Here is a 17386-nt window from a genome sequence, read left to right on the forward strand (position 1 = left end):
GTTCTGTCCTTGTCTCGTTGCCGCTAGCGCGTTGCCGCGTGGGGGACGTGATCCGCTGGGGTGTCTGCGCCCGTGCCCGCCGGCCGCCTGACCGGCCCGATCGCGAACAGGGCCAGCCCACTGAGGAGGCCGGCGCCGGCCATGACCATGAAGGCGGCGCGGAAGGAGGAGAGGTCCGGGGCGTCGGTGAGGACGGCCGCGACGACGGCGACGCCGAGGGCCATGCCGATCTGCCGGGACATGGAGGCCATGCCGGTGCCGGTGGCGACGCGCTCGGGCGGCAGGGACAGCGTCGATGCCGCGGCCAGCGCGGGCAGGATGACGCCGAAGCCGATGCCGCCGATGATCGATCCGGGCAGGAAGTGGGCCGGGAAGTCGGGTGTGCCGTCCAGGGCGTACGTCCACCAGATGCCGCCCGCCGCGAAGGCGGAGGCGCCGGCCAGCCCGACGAGGTGCACCCCGAAGCGGACGGCCAGGATGCCGCTGGGCACGGCGAAGAGCGCGGCCATCACCGGGCCCGGCGCGATCTCCAGGGCGCCGCGCAGGGTGGAGTGCCGCCAGACCTGGGTCAGGAACAGGATCGTGGACATGGCCATGGCGCCGACGCCCATGAAGAAGAAGCCGGTCGCGACGTTGCCGAGCGCCACGGTACGGATCTTCAGGAGGGCGGGTTCGAGGACCGGGGCGGGGTGGCGCCGGGCGCGGCGCACCGTCCACAGCAGCCCGATCGCGCCGGCCAGGGACAGGCCTGCGACCTTCGCGCTGCCCCAGCCCCAGGTCTCCCCCTGGGTGATGGTCGCGACGACCGCGGCGACGGAGGCCGCGAGGATCGCGATGCCGAGCAGGTCCGGGACCGGACCGTCCTCGGTGGCGGACCTGGGCAGCGACCATACGCCGATCAGCACGGCCGCGATGCCGAGGGGCAGGTTGACCACGAAGACCCAGCGCCAGTCGATCTCCGCCAGCAGGCCGCCCAGCGGCAGCGCAGCGGCGGAGCCGACCCCGCCGACCGCGGTCCACAGCCCGATGGCGATGCCGCGCCGCTCCGGCGGGAACAGCCCGAGCAGCAGGCCCAGGGAGCTGGGCGCCATCAGCGCCGCGCCCACGCCCTGCACGGCCCGGGTGGCGACGAGCACCTCCAGGGACGGGGCCGCCGCGCACACGGCCGACGCTAGGGTGAACAGCCCGAGGCCGAGCAGGAAGACCCGCTTGGTGCCGGACCGGTCGGCCCAGCGGCCGCTGGGCAGCAGAAGCGCGGCGAAGGTGATCGCGTAGGCGCTCATCACCCAGGACAGGCTGGTCAGGCTCGCCGTGGGGAAGGACTCCTGCATGCTCGGGAAGGCGATGTTCACGATCAGCATGTCCACCGCGGAGATGAACACCCCGGTGAGGATGACCGTGATCGACATCCCTCTGCGCAGTCCGTTGCTGCTCATTCCTCGATCCACCTTTCGATCGCGTCCGCGGTGGCCGCGGCGGCGGCCTCCATGAGGGCGAAGTGGTCGGCGGTGACCTCGACGTGGTCGTCGGCGGCCTCCCACCGCGGACCGTCCGGCTCCGCTCCGCCGCCGAGCGGCTCGGCCGCCCGGATCATCAGAGTCCGCGCGGAGACCGCCGCCTCCGGGCGCGGACCGGTGAACAGGCGCAGGTAGGCGCCCATGGACAGCCAGCTGGTGTCGTCGATGGCCACGGGACGGTGCTCCTGCCGGAGTATCTGCGCCAGCAGGTCCGCGAAGGCGCGGCCGGCAGCGTCGCCGTCACCCTCGCCGTCGCCGTCGAGTGCCAGCGTGTCGATCATGACGACGCCGGCCAGGGAGGCGCCGGACGTCTGAAGGCGCTCGGCCAGCGAGCGGGCCACCACACCGCCCATGGAGTAGCCGACGAGGACGAACGGGGCGTCGCCGACGGCCGCGCGGATCCCGTCCTCCAGGACCTCCAGGACGGCCTGCCCGGACTGCGGAGCGAGGCCGGTGCCGAATCCCGGCAGGGAGCAGACGTGCACGTCCCGAACGCCCTCGAAGCGGTCGGCCAGGCGTACGAACTGCTCCTGGCCGGATCCGACCACGTACACGTACGACGGCACGCAGACGATCTTCACCCGGCCCGGTCCGGAGGCCAGCTGGGCCAGGCGCCCGTCGGTGGCGAGCAGTTCGGCGGCCGACGCGAAGACGGGCCGGGAGGCCGCGGTGTCGACCAGTTCCCGCAGCGCCTGCGGCATGGTCCCGGTCTCGGCGGCGTGCCGGAGCCGGCGGGTGAGCGTCTCACCGGCGGGCTCGGCCGCCCCGGTGTCCGGTGTTCCGGAGCCGCCCTGCTTGAGCAGTTGCCGGGCGATCTCCGCCGGGGTGGGGTGCTCGAAGACGAAGGAGACGGGCAGGCTGAGGCCGGTGGCCTGGGCGAGCCGGTTGCGCAGCCCGACCGCGCTCATCGAGTCCATGCCGAGTTCCTTGAGCCTGCGCTCGGGGTCGATCCCGTCGTCGGCACGGTGGCCGAGGACGGCCGCGACGTGCGTCGTGACCAGCTCCAGTACGACGGGTTCGCGCTCCGCGTCGGGGACGCCGGCCAGTCGCTGGGCCAGCGAGCCGCCGCCCGTCTCCCGCTGCGCGGGCAGGCGGACCTGGCCGCGCAGCAGCGCCGGGAGGGTCCGCTCGCGGGCCTGTGCACGCAGTGCCGCCGGGTCCAGCACAACGGGCGCCAGCAGGGCGGCGTCCGCGGCGAGGGCCTGGTCGAACAGCTCCAGGGCGCGCTCGGCCGGCAGCTCGACGGTTCCGGCGGGCACGCTGTCTCCCGCCCACGGACCCCACGCCAGCGCGGTGCCGGGAAGTCCGGCCGCGCGGCGCGCACGGATCAGGGCTTCCGCCGCCGCGGCCTCGGCCCCGTCACCGACGCCGCCGAGGGCGGCGTAGGAGGAGAACACCACGAAGGCGTCGAGGCCGGTCCGCTCGGTCAGCGTGTGCAGTCGCCAGGCCAGCTCCAGTCCCCCGGGTCCGTCCGCGGTGTGGACGACCGCGGTGAGCGGCACCTGGAGGGACTCGATCAGGTCGGCCGTCCGATCGGCGTCGGGGGCCTCGAGGCGCGGTGTCGCACCGAGTGCGGCGAGGTCCTCGACCAGCCGGTCGGCGGCGTGGCCGGGCTCGCCGAGCAGCAGCAGATTCCGTACGCCGTGCCGCTCGGCCAGGTGCCGGGCGACCGCCGCGCCGGCGGGAGTGTCGACGCCGGTGATCAGTACGGTTCCGTCGGAGTCCGGCAGCACCGGGCCCTCGGGGGTCTTGGCCGGGACTTGGGCGAGCCGCGGTGCGCGGAGCTGACCGGCGCGTACGGCGAGCTGCGGCTCGTCTGCGGCGAGCAGCGCGCCCCACTCGGGCTCGCTGTCGCCGTCCACGTCCACGACGAGAAACCGGCCCGGGTGCGCGGACTGCGCGGCGCGCAGCACGCCCCACACGGCCGCCTGAGCCGGGTCGGGGACCTCCCGGTCCATGGCCGCCACCGCGCGGGTCGTCGCCACGACCAGGACGTCCCGGCCGGACGGCACCCGGTCCAGCCAGCGCCGTACGACAGCGGAGGCCTCGTCGGCCGCGGCGCGCACCGCCTCGGCGTCGGCCCCGGCGGGCGTGTTGATCACCGTGAGCACGGCCTGCGGGGCGGGCGTGCCGTCGGTGACGGCCCTGTCGAGGGCGGTCAGGTCGGCGTACCGGTCCGCGACCGCCCGGGCGGCCCCGCCGAGCGCGGCCAGCCGCACCGGTGTGGCCGTCGCGGTCGGCACCGCGACCCAGTCCACGCGGTACAGCGAGCTCTGCCCGCGGCGCAGTTCCTCCAGGTGGGCGGGGTCGGCCTCACGGAAGGCGACGCGGTCGACGCCGAGCACGAGCGCGCCGTCCTCGTCGAAGACGTTCAGCCGCAGCGTGTCGCCGTCGGCGGTGACGTGGGCTCGGCCCCGCAGGGCGCCGGTCGCGGCGAGCCGCACCCCGGACCAGGAGACCGGCAGCTTCGGCGCCTCGCTGCCGGTGAGGGCCGGCTGCGCGCTGTGCAGCGCGGACTCGAACAGGGCGGGGTGGATGCCGAAGTCGGCGCCGCCGAGGTCCTCGGGCAGGGCGAGTTCGGCGTACACGTCGGTGCCGGAGCGCCAGGCCGACCGCACGCCCTGCAGGGCGGGGCCGCAGTCGAGGCCGAGGCCGGCCAGCGCGGCGTACAGGCCGTCGACCGGGACCGGTTCGCCCCCGGCGGGCGGCCACGCGCCCGTCCAGTCGGCGGCGGGCGCGGTGTCCGGCGCGAGCCAGCCGGTGCAGTGGCGGGTCGTCTCGGCGTGCTGGTCGCCGTCCGGGCGGGAGTGGACGCTCACCGGGCGGCGGCCGTCGGCCGCGGGTGCGCCGACGATGGCCTGGATTTGCAGGGCCGCCTGGTCGGGCAGCAGCAGCGGCGCCTCGAACATCAGCTCGTCGAGCAACGGCGTGCCGAGGTCGCGGCCCGCGGACAGCGCGAGCTCGACGAGTGTCGTGTGGGGCGCGACGGGCAGGCCGAAGGCGGCGTGGTCGCGCAGCCACGGCTGGGTCTCGTGGGACAGCAGGCCGCTGAGCACCCACTCGTCCCGGTCGGCGAGTCGCAGGCTCGCCGTCAGGACCGGGTGTCCGACGCGGCCGAGGCCGGAGGCCGTCGGGTCGCCGGCGGCCGGGCGGCTGCTCGGCCAGTACCGCTTGCGCTGGAAGGCGTAGGTGGGCAGCGGGATGTGCCGGGCGCCGGTGCCGGCGAAGCAGGCGGCCCAGTCGACCTTCACGCCGGCGATGTGCGCCTCGGCGAGGGAGAGCAGGAACCGCCGCATGCCACCTTGTCGGCGCCGCAGTGAGCCGACCACGCCGATCCGGCGCGCGCCGGTCGCGGCGACGGTCTCCTCCATGGCCACGCCGAGCACCGGGTGCGGGGACATCTCCAAGAAGCAGCCGGCGCCGTCCTCGACGAGCGCGCGGATGGCGGGCTCGAAGCCGACCGGGTTGCGCAGGTTGGCGTACCAGTACGCGGCGTCCATGGTCGCGGTGTCGACGAACGCGCCGACCACCGTGGAGTACAGGGGGATGGTGCCGCTGCGCGGCTCGACCGGGGCGAACGCCTCCAGCATCTCGGCGCGGGCGACTTCCACGTGCGGCGAGTGCGAGGCGTAGGTGGCCGGGATCCGCTTGGCCCGGACGTCCTCGTCCTCGCAGGTCTCCAGCAGCGTGTCGATCGCGTCCACGTCGCCCGCGACGATCACCGCCGCGGGCCCGTTGACGGCCGCCACGGTCACGCGGTCCCCGTACGGCCCGATCAGCTGTTCGACCTGCTCCCTGGGCAGGGCGAGCGACGCCAGGCAGCTGGTGCCCATCAGCCGGTCGTGCGCGATCCGGCTGCGCTCGGCGATGACGCGGGCGGCGTCCCGCAGCGACAGCCCGCCGGCGACGTACGCGGCGGCAATCTCGCCCTGGGAGTGACCGACCACCGCGGACGGCTCCACGCCGTGGGACCGCCACAGCGCGGCCAGGCTCACCATCACGGCGAACAGGGCGGGCTGGACGACGTCGACCCGCTTCAGCGACGGCGCTCCCGGCGTCTGCCGTAGTACGTCTTCGAGATCCCAGTCGATGAACTCGTCCAGCGCCTCACGGCACGCGGCGATCTCGGCGGCGAACACCGGTGAGGCGTCCAGCAGTTCGACCGCCATGCCCTCCCACTGGGCGCCCTGCCCGGGGAACACGAACACGGGCCTCGCGGTGGCGGAGGGGCGGCCGGAGGCCGTGTGCTCGGTGACGTCGCCGACGGCGAACGCGGCGAGTTCGGCGGCCAGTTCGTCCCGGTCCGCGGCCACGAACACCGCCTGCTGGTCCAGCCGGGCCCGCGTGGTCAGCAGCGAGTGGCCGACGTCCGGCAGGGAGAGGTGGGGGTTGTCCTGGAGGTGCCTGCGCAGGCGTTCGGCCTGGATGCGCAGCGCGGTCTCGGTGCGCGCCGACAGCAGCACCGGCGTCGCGGCCGACGGAGTCCCCGTGCCCGTATCGGCGGGCGGGGTGTCGGCGGGGGCCTCCTCGACGATGATGTGTGCGTTGGTGCCGCTCACGCCGAACGACGAGACACCGGCCCGGCGTGGACGGCCGCCGGTCGGCCACTGCCTGGCCTCGGTCAGCAGCTCCACCTCGCCGGACTGCCAGTCGATGTGCGGGGACGGCTCGTCGACGTGCAGGGTCTTCGGCAGGACGCCGTTCTTCAGCGCCATGACCATCTTGATGACACCGGCGACTCCGGACGCGCCGGAGGTGTGGCCGATGTTCGACTTGATCGAGCCGAGCCACAGCGGCTCGCCGTCCCGCTCACGGCCGTACGTCGCCAGCAGCGCCTGCGCCTCGATGGGGTCGCCGAGGACGGTGCCGGTGCCGTGGCCCTCGACGGCGTCCACGTCGGCGGGGGTGAGTCCGGCGTTGGCGAGGGCCTGCCGGATGACGCGTTCCTGGGCCGGGCCGCTCGGCGCGGTGAGGCCGTTGCTGGCGCCGTCCTGGTTGATGGCGGTGCCTCGGATGACGCCGAGGATGTTCCGGCCGTTGCGCCGGGCGTCGGAGAGCCGCTCCAGCAGGACCAGGCCGAGGCCGTCGGAGAAGCCGGTGCCGTCGGCGGAGGCCGCGTAGGCGCGGCAGCGGCCGTCCGCGGAGTTGGCTCCCTGGCGGCTGAACTCGGTCATCGTGATCGGTGTCGTCATGAACGTCACGCCGCCCGCGAGGGCGAGGGAGCACTCGCCGCCGCGCAGCGCCTGCGCCGCCTCGTGCAGCGCGACCCCGGAGGACGAGCAGGCCGTCTCCACCGACACGGCGGGGCCTTCCAGGCCGAGGGTGTAGGCGATCCGGCCGGAGGCGACGCTGGACATGGTGCCGGTGACGCGGTAGCCCTCGTACTCCTCCGGCACGAGGATGCCGTAGTCGGAGCCGGTGATGCCGACGTAGACGCCGGTGTCGGTGCCGCGCAGGGACGTCGGGTCGATCCCGGCGTGCTCCAGCGTCTCCCAGGCGGTCTCAAGCAGCAGGCGCTGCTGCGGGTCCATCGCCACGGCCTCGCGGGGGCTGATGCCGAAGAACTCGGCGTCGAAGTCTCCCATGCCGGTGAGGAAGCCGCCGCCGCGCGCGTAGGTGGTGCCGATCCGCTCGCGGTCGGGGCTGTAGAGCCGTTCCAGGTCCCAGCCGCGGTCGGTGGGCAGCGGGCCGATCACGTCGCGGCCCTCAGCCACGAGTTCCCACAGGTCTTCCGCGGAGGTGACGCCGCCCGGGTAGCGGCAGCCGATGCCGATGATCGCCAGCGGCTCGTCGACGGCCGTGGCACGTCGCTGTGCGGCCGGGAGCGCGGTGTCCGCCGTGCCGGCGGCCTGCGCCAGCAGCAGCCGTGCGACGGCGAGCGGCGTCGGGTGGTCGAACACGAGGGTCGCCGGCAGCGGAACGCCGGTGCCGCGGGAGAGCCGGTTGCGCAGTTCGACCGCGCTGACGGAGTCGAAGCCGAGCTCCTTGAAGGCGCGTTCGCTGTCGACCTCGTCTGCGGAGTCGTGGCCCAGCACGGACGCGACCTGCGCGGTGACCAGGTCGAGCACGAGGCGTTCGCGTTCGGCCTCCGGCACCTGCGCCAGGCGGCGTGCCAGGGAGCCGCCGGCAGCCGCGCGCCGGGCGGGCACCCGGACGAGGCCGCGTAGCACGGCGGGCAGTAGTCCGGCCCGGGCCTGCTCCCGCAGGACGGCCGGGTCCAGCTCGACCGGGACGAGCAGGGGCTCGCCGGCGGCCAGGCCGCGGTCGAACAGGTCGAGGCCCAACTCGGCGGGCAGCGGCAGGATCCCGGTCTGCGCGACGAGGCCGGGGTCGGCCGCGGCGGGCCCGCTGCCCTCGGCCCACAGGCCCCAGGCGAGCGCGGTGGCGGGAAGCCCGGCGACGCGGCGGACGCCGGCCAGCGCCGCCAGGGCCGCGTCCGCTGCCGAGGCGGCCGCCTGACCCGTCAGGCCGGCCAGGCCCGCGAAGGAGGAGAACAGCACGAACGCGGCCAGGTCCGCGTCCGCGGTCAGCTCGTGCAGGTGCCAGGCGGTGTCGACCGAGGCCCTCAGCACCGTCTCCAGCCGCTCGCCGGAGAGGGTCTCCAGCAGACCGGAGTCGGGCAGGCCCGCGGCGTGCACGACCGCGGTCAGGGGGTGCTCAAGGGAGCCGAGCAGCGCGGCCAGTTCCTGACGGTCGGTGACGTCGCAGGGCGCGACGGACACCCGCGCGCCGAGGAAGGCCAGGTCGGCGGTGAGCCGGTCGGCCTCGTCCGGCGCGGCGGCCAGCACGACACGGCGGGCTTCGTGACGGGTCACCAGGTGCTCGGCGAACACCGCGCCGAGGCCGCCCGTGATCAGCACGGTGCCGTCGGGGTCCAGGGCCCGAGGCCGTTCCGCCGGCGTGCCGGACACCCGGGCGAGCCGGGGCGCCAGCACCTTGCCGTCGCGTACGGCGAGCTGCGGCTCGTCCAGGCCGAGCAGCGCACCCCACTCCCGCTCCGTCTCGGCGTCCGCGTCGAGGTCCACGACCAGCAGACGGCCGGGGTGTTCGGCCTGCGCCGCGCGTACGACGCCCCAGACGGCGGCCTGCGCGACATCGGGCGTCTCGACGCCGACGGCGACCGCGCCGCGGGTGACCACGACGAGCGTGGCCTCGTCCAGCGGCGACCCGACGACCGCCCACTGCCGTATCAGCGCCGCGGCCTGCCCGGCCGCCTCCCGCACCGCCGACGGCGTCACCTCTGCGGGCGTGTCGATCGTGGCCAGCACCACCTGCGGAACGGCGGCACCGTCCCCGACGGCCTGCTCCAGCGCGGCCAGGCCGGCGGCCCCGCTGAGCGCGGCCCACCGCACCGGCTTGGCAGCACCGGCGGTGACGGGGACCCAATCCAGACGGAACAGCGAGTTCTGCCCGCGCAGAGCCTGCCCGAACAGGGCCGGGTCCGCGGCCCGTACGACGATCCGGTCGGCGTGCGCGACGGGCGCGCCGTCGGTGTCGTAGAGGTCGAGCCGCAGCACGCCCTCGTCGGCCGGGACGATGCGTGCCCGCGCCTGGGAGACCTTGTCGCCCGTCAGCCGTACTCCGGACCAGGACACTGCCAGCGGTGCCGCGGCGGCGTCGGTGCGGTGCGCGGTGTGCAGCGCGGACTCCAGCAGGGCGGGGTGGACGGCGTGGCCGCCGGGCTCGGTGCCATCGGGCAGGGCGAGTTCGGCGTACACCTCGCCGCCCAGCGTCCACGCCGACTGGGCGCACTGGAGCAGCGGCCCGCAGTCGAGGCCGAGGTCGGCGAGGGAGGTGTACAGGGCGTCCAGCGAGACCGGTTCGGCCCCGGCGGGCGGCCAGGCGACCAGGTCGGCGGACGGCGCGTCGGTGCCGGGGGTGATGCGGCCGCGGGCGTGGCAGACGGCCTCGGTGGACTGCTCCTCGCCGCTGTCGGGCCGCGAGTAGACGGCCACGTCGCGGCGGCCGTCGGCGTCGGCCCGGCCGAGGGTGACCTGGACGCGCACGGCGTCGTCGCTCAGGAGGAGGGGGGTGTCGAGGGCGAGTTCCTCGATCAGGTCGCAGCCGACGTGGCGGCCCGCGGACAGGACCAGTTCCACCAGCGCGGCGCCGGGGAGGGTGGCCGTGCCGAACAGGGCGTGGTCGCGGGTCCACGGCAGGCCCTGGTGGGAGAGGCGGCCGGTGAAGACCCACTCGTCGCGGTCGCCGACCGGTACGGCGGCGGCGAGGACGGTGTGCTCGACCGGGCCCTGGCCGACCGCGGAGGCGTCGGCGAGGCCGGTGGAGTCCAGCCAGTAGTGCTTGTGCTGGAAGGCGTAGGTGGGCAGGTCGACACGCTGGGCGCCGGTACCGGTGAAGCAGGCGGCCCAGTCGACCTTCACCCCGGCGGCGTGCGCCTCGCCGAGCGAGAGCAGGAACCGGCCGAGGCCGCCCTCGTTACGGCGCAGGGAGCCGGCCACTCCGACCCGGTGGTCGGGGCCGTGGGCTGCGACGGTCTCGTCGACGGCCATCGTCAGCACGGGATGCGGGGACATCTCCAGGAAGCAGCCCACACCCTTGTCGACGAGCGCGCGGATCGCCGGTTCGAAACCCACCTGACTGCGCAGGTTGGTGTACCAGTAGGCCGCGTCCATCGTCGCCGTGTCGATCACGCCACCGGTGACAGTGGAGTGGAACGGCACCCGCCCACTCACCGGCTCCACCGGCGCCAGCGCCTCCAGCAACTCCGCCTCGATCGCCTCGACATGCGCGGTGTGCGACGCGTAGTCCACGTTCACGCGCCGCGCCCGGATGCCATCGCGCTCACAGACCGCCTGCACCTCGTCCAGCGCATCCGCATCACCGGCGACGACCACGGCCGAGGGGCCGTTCACCGCCGCGACCCACACACGACCCACGAACGCAGCGATCAGCTCACCGGCCTGCTCGGCACTCAGCGCGACCGACATCATCCCGCCCCCACCCGCCAGACGGTCACGGACCAGCTGGCTGCGCACCGCCACGATCCGCGCCGCATCCCGCAGCGACAGCCCACCCGCCACATAGGCGGCGGCGATCTCGCCCTGCGAGTGACCCACCACCGCGGACGGCTCCACACCATAGGACCGCCACAGCGCCGCCAGGCTCACCATCACCGCGAACAGAGCCGGCTGCACGACATCGACCCGCTCCAGCGACGGCGCACCCGCGCCTCCCCGCAGCACGTCCTCCAAACGCCAGTCCACGAACTCGGCCAGGACCTCACCGCACGCGGCGATCTCCGCGGCGAACACCGGCGAGGAATCCAGCAGTTCGACCGCCATGCCCTCCCACTGCGCACCCTGACCCGGGAACACGAACACCGGCTTGGCACCGGGTGCGGCACGGCCCTCGGCGACCACTGGCGAGGGGTCGCCGACGGACAGGGCGGCCAGGCCCGACAGCAGCTGGTCGCGGTCGGCGGTGGCCACCACGGCGCGGTGTTCCAGGTGCGCCCGGGTGGTCGCGGTGGCGAATCCGAGGTCGGCGAGGGACAGTTCGGGCCGGGACAGCAGGTGGGCGCGCAGGCGGTCGGCCTGGGCGCGCATCGCGGCCGCGGTGCGGCCGGACACCGTCACGGGGACGGCCGGCAGCGGACGGGGCTCGGTGACGGCGTCGGCGGGCTCCTCGGCGGGGGCTTCCTCCAGGATGATGTGCGCGTTGGTGCCGCTGACGCCGAAGGAGGACACCGCGGCGCGGCGGGGCTTGTCCCCCGCGGGCCACGACCGGGCCTCGGTGAGCAGCTCGATGTCGCCCGCCTCCCAGTCGATGTGCGGGGAGGGCGCGTCGACGTGCAGGGTCCGCGGCAGGACGCCGTGCCGCATCGCCATGACCATCTTGATCACACCGGCCACGCCCGCGGCGAGGGAGGTGTGGCCGATGTTCGACTTGATCGAGCCGAGCCACAGCGGGTCGCCGTCGCGCTCACGGCCGTACGTCGCCAGCAGCGCCTGTGCCTCGATGGGGTCGCCGAGGACGGTGCCGGTGCCGTGGCCCTCGACGGCGTCGACGTCGGCGGGGGTGAGTCCGGCGTTGGCGAGGGCCTGGCGGATGACGCGTTCCTGGGAGGGGCCGTTGGGGGCGGTGAGCCCGTTGCTGGCGCCGTCCTGGTTGACGGCGGTGCCGCGGATGAGGCCGAGGATGCGTCGGCCGTTGCGCTTGGCGTCGGAGAGCCGTTCCAGGACGACGAGGCCGAGGCCGTCGGAGAAGCCGGTGCCGTTGGCGGAGGCCGCGTAGGCGCGGCAGCGGCCGTCCGGGGACACGGCCTGCTGGCGGCTGAACTCGGCCAGCAGGAACGGTCCGGACATGACGGTCACGCCGCCGACGAGGGCCATGGAGCACTCACCCGCGCGCAGGGCCTGGGTGGCCATGTGCAGGGCGACGGCGGAGGAGGAGCAGGCGGTGTCGACGGACACCGCCGGGCCCTCCAGGCCGAAGACGTAGGAGATGCGGCCGGAGGAGACGCTGGCCGCGCCGCCGGTCAGCTGGAAGCCCTCGATCTGCGGCACGCTGCCCGCGGGCACCGTGCAGTAGTCGCTGGTGCCGACGCCGCAGAAGACGCCGGTGTCGCTGCCGCGCAGCGAGGTCGGGTCGATGCCCGCGTGCTCGAACGCCTCCCAGGACGCCTCCAGCAGCAGACGCTGCTGCGGGTCCATGGCCAGCGCCTCACGCGGGCTGATCCCGAAGAACTCGGCGTCGAACTCGGCGATCCGGTCGAGGAATCCGCCGCCGCTGGTGGACACGGCGCCGGGGCGGCGCATGCTCGGGTCGTAGATCCGCTCCAGGTCCCAGTCGCGGTCGGCGGGCAGCCCGGTGATGGCGTCGCGCCCGGACGCGACCAGCTCCCACAGTTCGTCGGGGCCGGTGACGCCGCCGGGGTAGCGGCAGCTCATGCCGACGATCGCCAGGGGCTCGCTGGACTGCGCGAGCAGCCGTTTGTTGAGCTGGCGGAGCCGGTCGGTCTCCTTCAGGGACTTCCGCAGCGCCTCGACGAGCTGATTCTGATCGGTGGCCATCTCTATTCCTTCGTCTCCAGGCTCATTGCGGCGCGGGCGTTGTCGGCTGCGGTCATGCGAGGTCCTCTTGTGCCATCCGGATGAGGGCTTCGGCGTCCATGTCGTCGATGGAGGCCCTGTCCCCTTCGTCGGTGACGTCCTCGGGCGGGCCGTTGTCGGCGAGTTCGCGCAGGGTGTCCAGCAGCCCGGCCTTGCGCAGCCGGTCGACGGGGATCGACGTCAACAGTGCGCGGATCTCGTCCTCCTCGGACCGGGGCCTGTCGGCCGCGTCGGAGACGATCTCCGACAGCAGCAGCTCCGCGACGGCGGCCGGCGTGGGGTGATCGAACACGAGCGTGGCGGCCAGGCGCACACCCGTGGCCTGCGTCAGCCGGTTACGCAGCTCCACCGCGCTGAGCGAATCGAAACCGAGGTCCTTGAAGGCCCGTTCGGCGTCCACGGACGCGGCGGAGGCGTGGCCGAGTACGGCCGCGACCTGCGCCTGCACCAGCTCCAGCACAATCCGCTCGCGGTCCTCCTCCGGCACCCCGGCCAGCCGCTGCACCAGCGCACCCGCACTCGCCTCACCCGCACGGCCCGGCATCCTGACCAGCCCGCGCAGCAGAGGCGGCAGCATCCCCGCCCGCGCCTGCGCACGCAGCGCGGTCGTCTCCAGCAGGACCGGGGCCACGACCGACGCGTCCACATCCAGCGCCTGGTCGAACAGGCCCAAGCCGGTCTCGGCGGTCAGCGCACTCATGCCCATCCGCTCCAGACGGGCCAGTTCACCCTCCCCGAGCTGGGCCGCCATGCCCGCGGCCTCCGACCACACACCCCACGCCAGGGAGGTGCCGGGCAGTCCCGCCGCCCGGCGGGACGCGGCCAGCGCGTCCAACGCGGCGTTCGCAGCCGCGTAGTTGCCCTGCCCCGGGCTGCCCATCAGAGCCGCCACGGACGAGAACAGCACGAACGCCGACAAATCACGGTCGGCCGTCAGCTCGTGCAGATGCCAGGCCGCGTCCACCTTCGGGCGCATGACCCGCTCGATCTGCTCGGCCGACATCGACTCGATCACACCGTCGTCGAGCACACCCGCCGCGTGCACGACCGCGGTCAGCGGGTGCTCCAACGCACCGAGTACGGCGGCCAGTTGCGCCCGGTCCGACACGTCACAGGCAGCCACGCGGGCCTCACAGCCCAGCTCCGCCAGCTCCGCCACCAACTCACCGGCACCCTCGGCCGCCGGACCACGCCGGCTGAGCAGCAGCAGATGACGCACACCGTGCGCGGTCGCCAGGTGACGGGCGAAGAGCCCGCCCAGGCCACCCGTACCGCCGGTGATCAGCACGGTGCCGTCAGCGCCCAGGGGTGCCGGGACGGTCAGCACGACCTTGCCGATGTTGAGCCCTTCCCGCAGGTGGCGCAGCGCCTCGCGGCCCTGCCGCACGTCCCAGGTACGGATCCCCGGGAACTCGAGCACGCCCTTGCGGAACAGGTCCACGATCTCGGCGAGCAGCTCGCCCAGCCGCTGCGGCCCCGCCTCCCACAGGTCGAACGCGCGGTAGGTGACACCGGGCCGCTCCGCCGCGACCGTCTCCGCGTCCCGGATGTCGGCCTTGCCCATCTCCACGAACCGGCCTCCGCGCGGCAGCAGGTCCAGCGAGGCGTCGACGAACTCACCGGCCAGTGAGTTCAGCACCACGTCCACCCCGGCGCCGCCGGTGACATCCAGAAAGGCGTCACGGAAGCCCAGTTCACGCGAGGAGGCGATGTGGTCGGCCGCGACACCCGAGGCGCACACGACGTCCCACTTGGCCGGGCTGGCGGTGGCGAACACCTCGGCGCCGAGGTGCCTCGCGAGCTGCACGGCCGCCGTGCCCACACCACCGGCGGCGGCGTGCACGAGCACCCGCTCCCCGGCGCGCAGCCCGGCCAGGTCCACCAGGCCGTGGTAGGCCGTCGCGTAGGTAACGGGCACGGACGCCGCCTGGGTGAACGACCACTCGTCAGGCATCCGGGCGAGCAGCTGCCGCTGGGCGACGGCCACGGGCCCGAAGGACTCCATGACGATGCCGAACACCCGGTCGCCGGGCGCGAACTCGGTGACGTCCGCGCCGGCCTCCAGCACCACACCCGCCGCCTCGGCGCCCAGCGGCACGTCGTCGGGGTACACGCCGAGGGCGATCAGGACGTCACGGAAGTTGACACCCGCCGCGCGGACCCCGATCCGCACCTCGTCGACGGCGAGCGGCCGACGGGCGCCGGACGGTGTGATCTCCACGCCGTCGAGGGACCCCTTGCGGGTGACGGACAGGTGCCAGGCGTCGTCGGTGACGGTGGGGGCCGCGCTCAGCCGCGGCGCGAACACCTGGCCGCCGCGGACCGCGAGTTGCGGTTCGTCGGCGTCGAGCACCGTACCCCAGGCCGGCTCGTCACCGTCCGGGTCGACGTCCATCAGGAGGAACCGGTCCGGGTGCTCGGACTGGGCGCTGCGCAGCAGACCCCAGACCGCGGCCTGGGCGAGGCCGGGCGCCTCGTCGCCCACGGCGACCGCCCCCCGGGTGGTGACGACCAGCCGGGACTCGCCCAGCCGCTCGCTCGCCAGCCACCGCTGCACCAGAGCCAGGGCTCGGGCGGCGGCTTCCCGAGACGCCTCGGCCGTGTCACCGTCCGGGGTGTCGATGGTGGCGACGACCAGCGCGGGCGCCTGACCCCCGTCGGCGGTGGAACGCTCCAGCGCGGCGAGGTCCGGAAACGGTTCGCCCGTAGCGGCCGCCCCCGCAAGCACCGCCACCCGGACGGGCTCACCAGCGCCGCCCGCGACCGGGGCGACCAGGTCGAGCGGGATCCAGTCGAGCCGGTAGACCGGCTGCCGGCCGCCGTGGCGCAGGCGCTCCAGCTGCGCCGGGTCGACCGGACGCATGTCCAGCCGCTCCAGGCTCAGCACCGGCTCACCCTGCTCGCTGACGATGTCGAGCCCGAAGGCGGTCTCGTCGACCCGGCGCATACGGACGCGCACCCGGGACAGACCACGCCGCCCGGTCCGCACCCCGGACCAGGAGAACGGCAGAACGGCCGTGTCCCTCGGCCCGTCCTGAGGCAGACCCGCGTGCAGGGAGGCGTCGAACAGCGCCGGGTGGACACCGAAGTTCTCGCCGCCGGTGTCACCGGGCAGGGCGACCTCGGCGTAGGAATCGTCGCCGGCCTTCCACGCCGTACGCACACCTTGGAACACCGGCCCGTAGTCGAAGCCGAGTTCGGCCATTCCGGCGTACAGCTCGTCCGCGGTCATCTCCACGGCCTGCGCGGGCGGCCACTCCTGCGGCACCCACGCCGGTGCGGTGTCCTCCGCGGCCAGCCAGCCACGCGCGTGGCAGGTCGTCTCGCCCTGCTCCTCGTCGTCATCGGCCTCAGGCCGGGCGAAGACCGCCACCTCGCGGCGGCCGTCCTCGTCCGCGGCACCCACGGTGACCCGCAGCTGGGCGGTGGTCCCCTCCTCCAGCAGGAGCGGCGCCTCCATCACCAGCTCGTCCACGACGGGCGTGCCCACACGACGGCCGGCGGCCGCGGTCAGCTCCACCCACGCCGTACCGGGCACGATGACCAAGCCCATGACGACGTGATCCCCGACCCACGGCTGGCTCTCGATGGAGATCCGGCCGGTGAAGACCCACTCGTCCCGGTCACCGACCTGCACGGCAGCCGCGAGGACGGGGTGCTCGATCCGGTCGAGACCCGCGGCCGCGAGGTCCCCGGCCTCCGCCGAGGGCGTGAGCCAGTAGTTCTGGCGCTGGAAGGCGTAGGTGGGCAGCTCGACGCGCTGGGCGCCGGTGCCTGCGTAGAACGCCTCCCAGTCGACGCCGACACCGGCGGTGTGGGCGTGTCCGAGGAACCGGGCGAAGGTCTCCCGCTCGTCGTGCTTGCCTCGAAGGGCGGGCACGAACGCCGCCTCGGTGTCGTCTTCCACGCACTGGCGGGCCATCGCCGTCAGCACCGCGTCGGGGCCGAGTTCCAGGAACCGGCGCGCGCCCAGGTCCCACAGCGTCCGTACCCCGTCGGCGAACCGAACGGCCCGGCGGACGTGGCGCACCCAGTACTCGGCGTCGAACGCCGACACCAGCTCACCGGAGACGTTGGACACGACCGGGATACGCGGCTCCGCGTACTGCAACTTGTCGGCCACTGCCCGGAATTCGTCGAGCATCGGCTCCATACGCGGGGAATGGAAGGCGTGCGAGACACGAAGCCGGGTCGTCTTACGGCCCTCCCAGCACGGCAGCCACTCCTCGGCAGCGTCCTCGTCACCCGAGACGACGACGGCCAGCGGGCCGTTGACGGCGGCGATCTCCAGACGACCCTCGAACCCTTCGAGAGACGCAGCGACCTCCGCCTCGCCGGCCTGCACCGCGACCATCGCCCCACCCGCAGGCAGAGCACCCATCAACCGGCCACGCGCGACGATCAGTTCCGCAGCATCCGCCAGGGACAGCACACCCGCCACATGCGCGGCCGCGATCTCACCGACCGAGTGCCCGATCAGATAGTCCGGGCGGATGCCCAGCGACTCGGCCAGCCGGAACAGGGCGACCTCGATGGCGAACAGCGCCACCTGCGTGAACACCGTCGAGTTCAGCACCTCACCATCAGCGGCGAGAAGCTCGCGCAGCGCACGGCCAAGCCGCGGGTCGACCTCCGCACACACCTCGTTCAGCACACGGTCGAACACCGGGTATGCGGCGGCCAACTCCAGCCCCATACCCGACCGCTGAGACCCCTGACCGGTGAACAGAAACGCCGACTTACCCGCCACAGCGGCATCACCCGCCGACACCTCACCCAGACGCGCCAACAGCTCAT

3 protein-coding genes and 1 pseudogene are annotated in these 17386 nt (G+C 74.1%); all 4 read right to left on the reverse strand.

What is annotated here, in order from left to right:
• Positions 1-23: 23 nt before the first annotated feature.
• Positions 24-1436, reverse strand: coding sequence for an MFS transporter (locus tag ACFZDC_RS37165; protein ID WP_391330852.1), 1413 nt, complete (start codon positions 1434-1436; stop codon positions 24-26).
• Positions 1433-9523 carry an SDR family NAD(P)-dependent oxidoreductase gene (locus ACFZDC_RS37170; protein ID WP_391330862.1) on the reverse strand — a complete coding sequence of 2697 codons (8091 nt, stop codon included), beginning with the start codon at positions 9521-9523 and terminating at the stop codon, positions 1433-1435. The genes ACFZDC_RS37165 and ACFZDC_RS37170 overlap by 4 nt, the downstream gene beginning before the upstream one ends.
• Positions 9515-12556, reverse strand: a pseudogene (locus tag ACFZDC_RS37175) (type I polyketide synthase); the annotation flags it as partial. The pseudogene ACFZDC_RS37175 and the gene ACFZDC_RS37170, both read right to left, overlap by 9 nt.
• 46 nt (positions 12557-12602) lie before the next feature.
• The gene (locus ACFZDC_RS37180) at positions 12603-17360 is read right to left on the reverse strand and encodes an SDR family NAD(P)-dependent oxidoreductase (protein WP_391330864.1); all 4758 of its coding nucleotides are present in this window, start codon (positions 17358-17360) and stop codon (positions 12603-12605) included.
• Positions 17361-17386: the final 26 nt, after the last annotated feature.

The organism is Streptomyces sp. NPDC007905, from assembly GCF_042959345.1.
GTDB lineage: Bacteria > Actinomycetota > Actinomycetes > Streptomycetales > Streptomycetaceae > Streptomyces.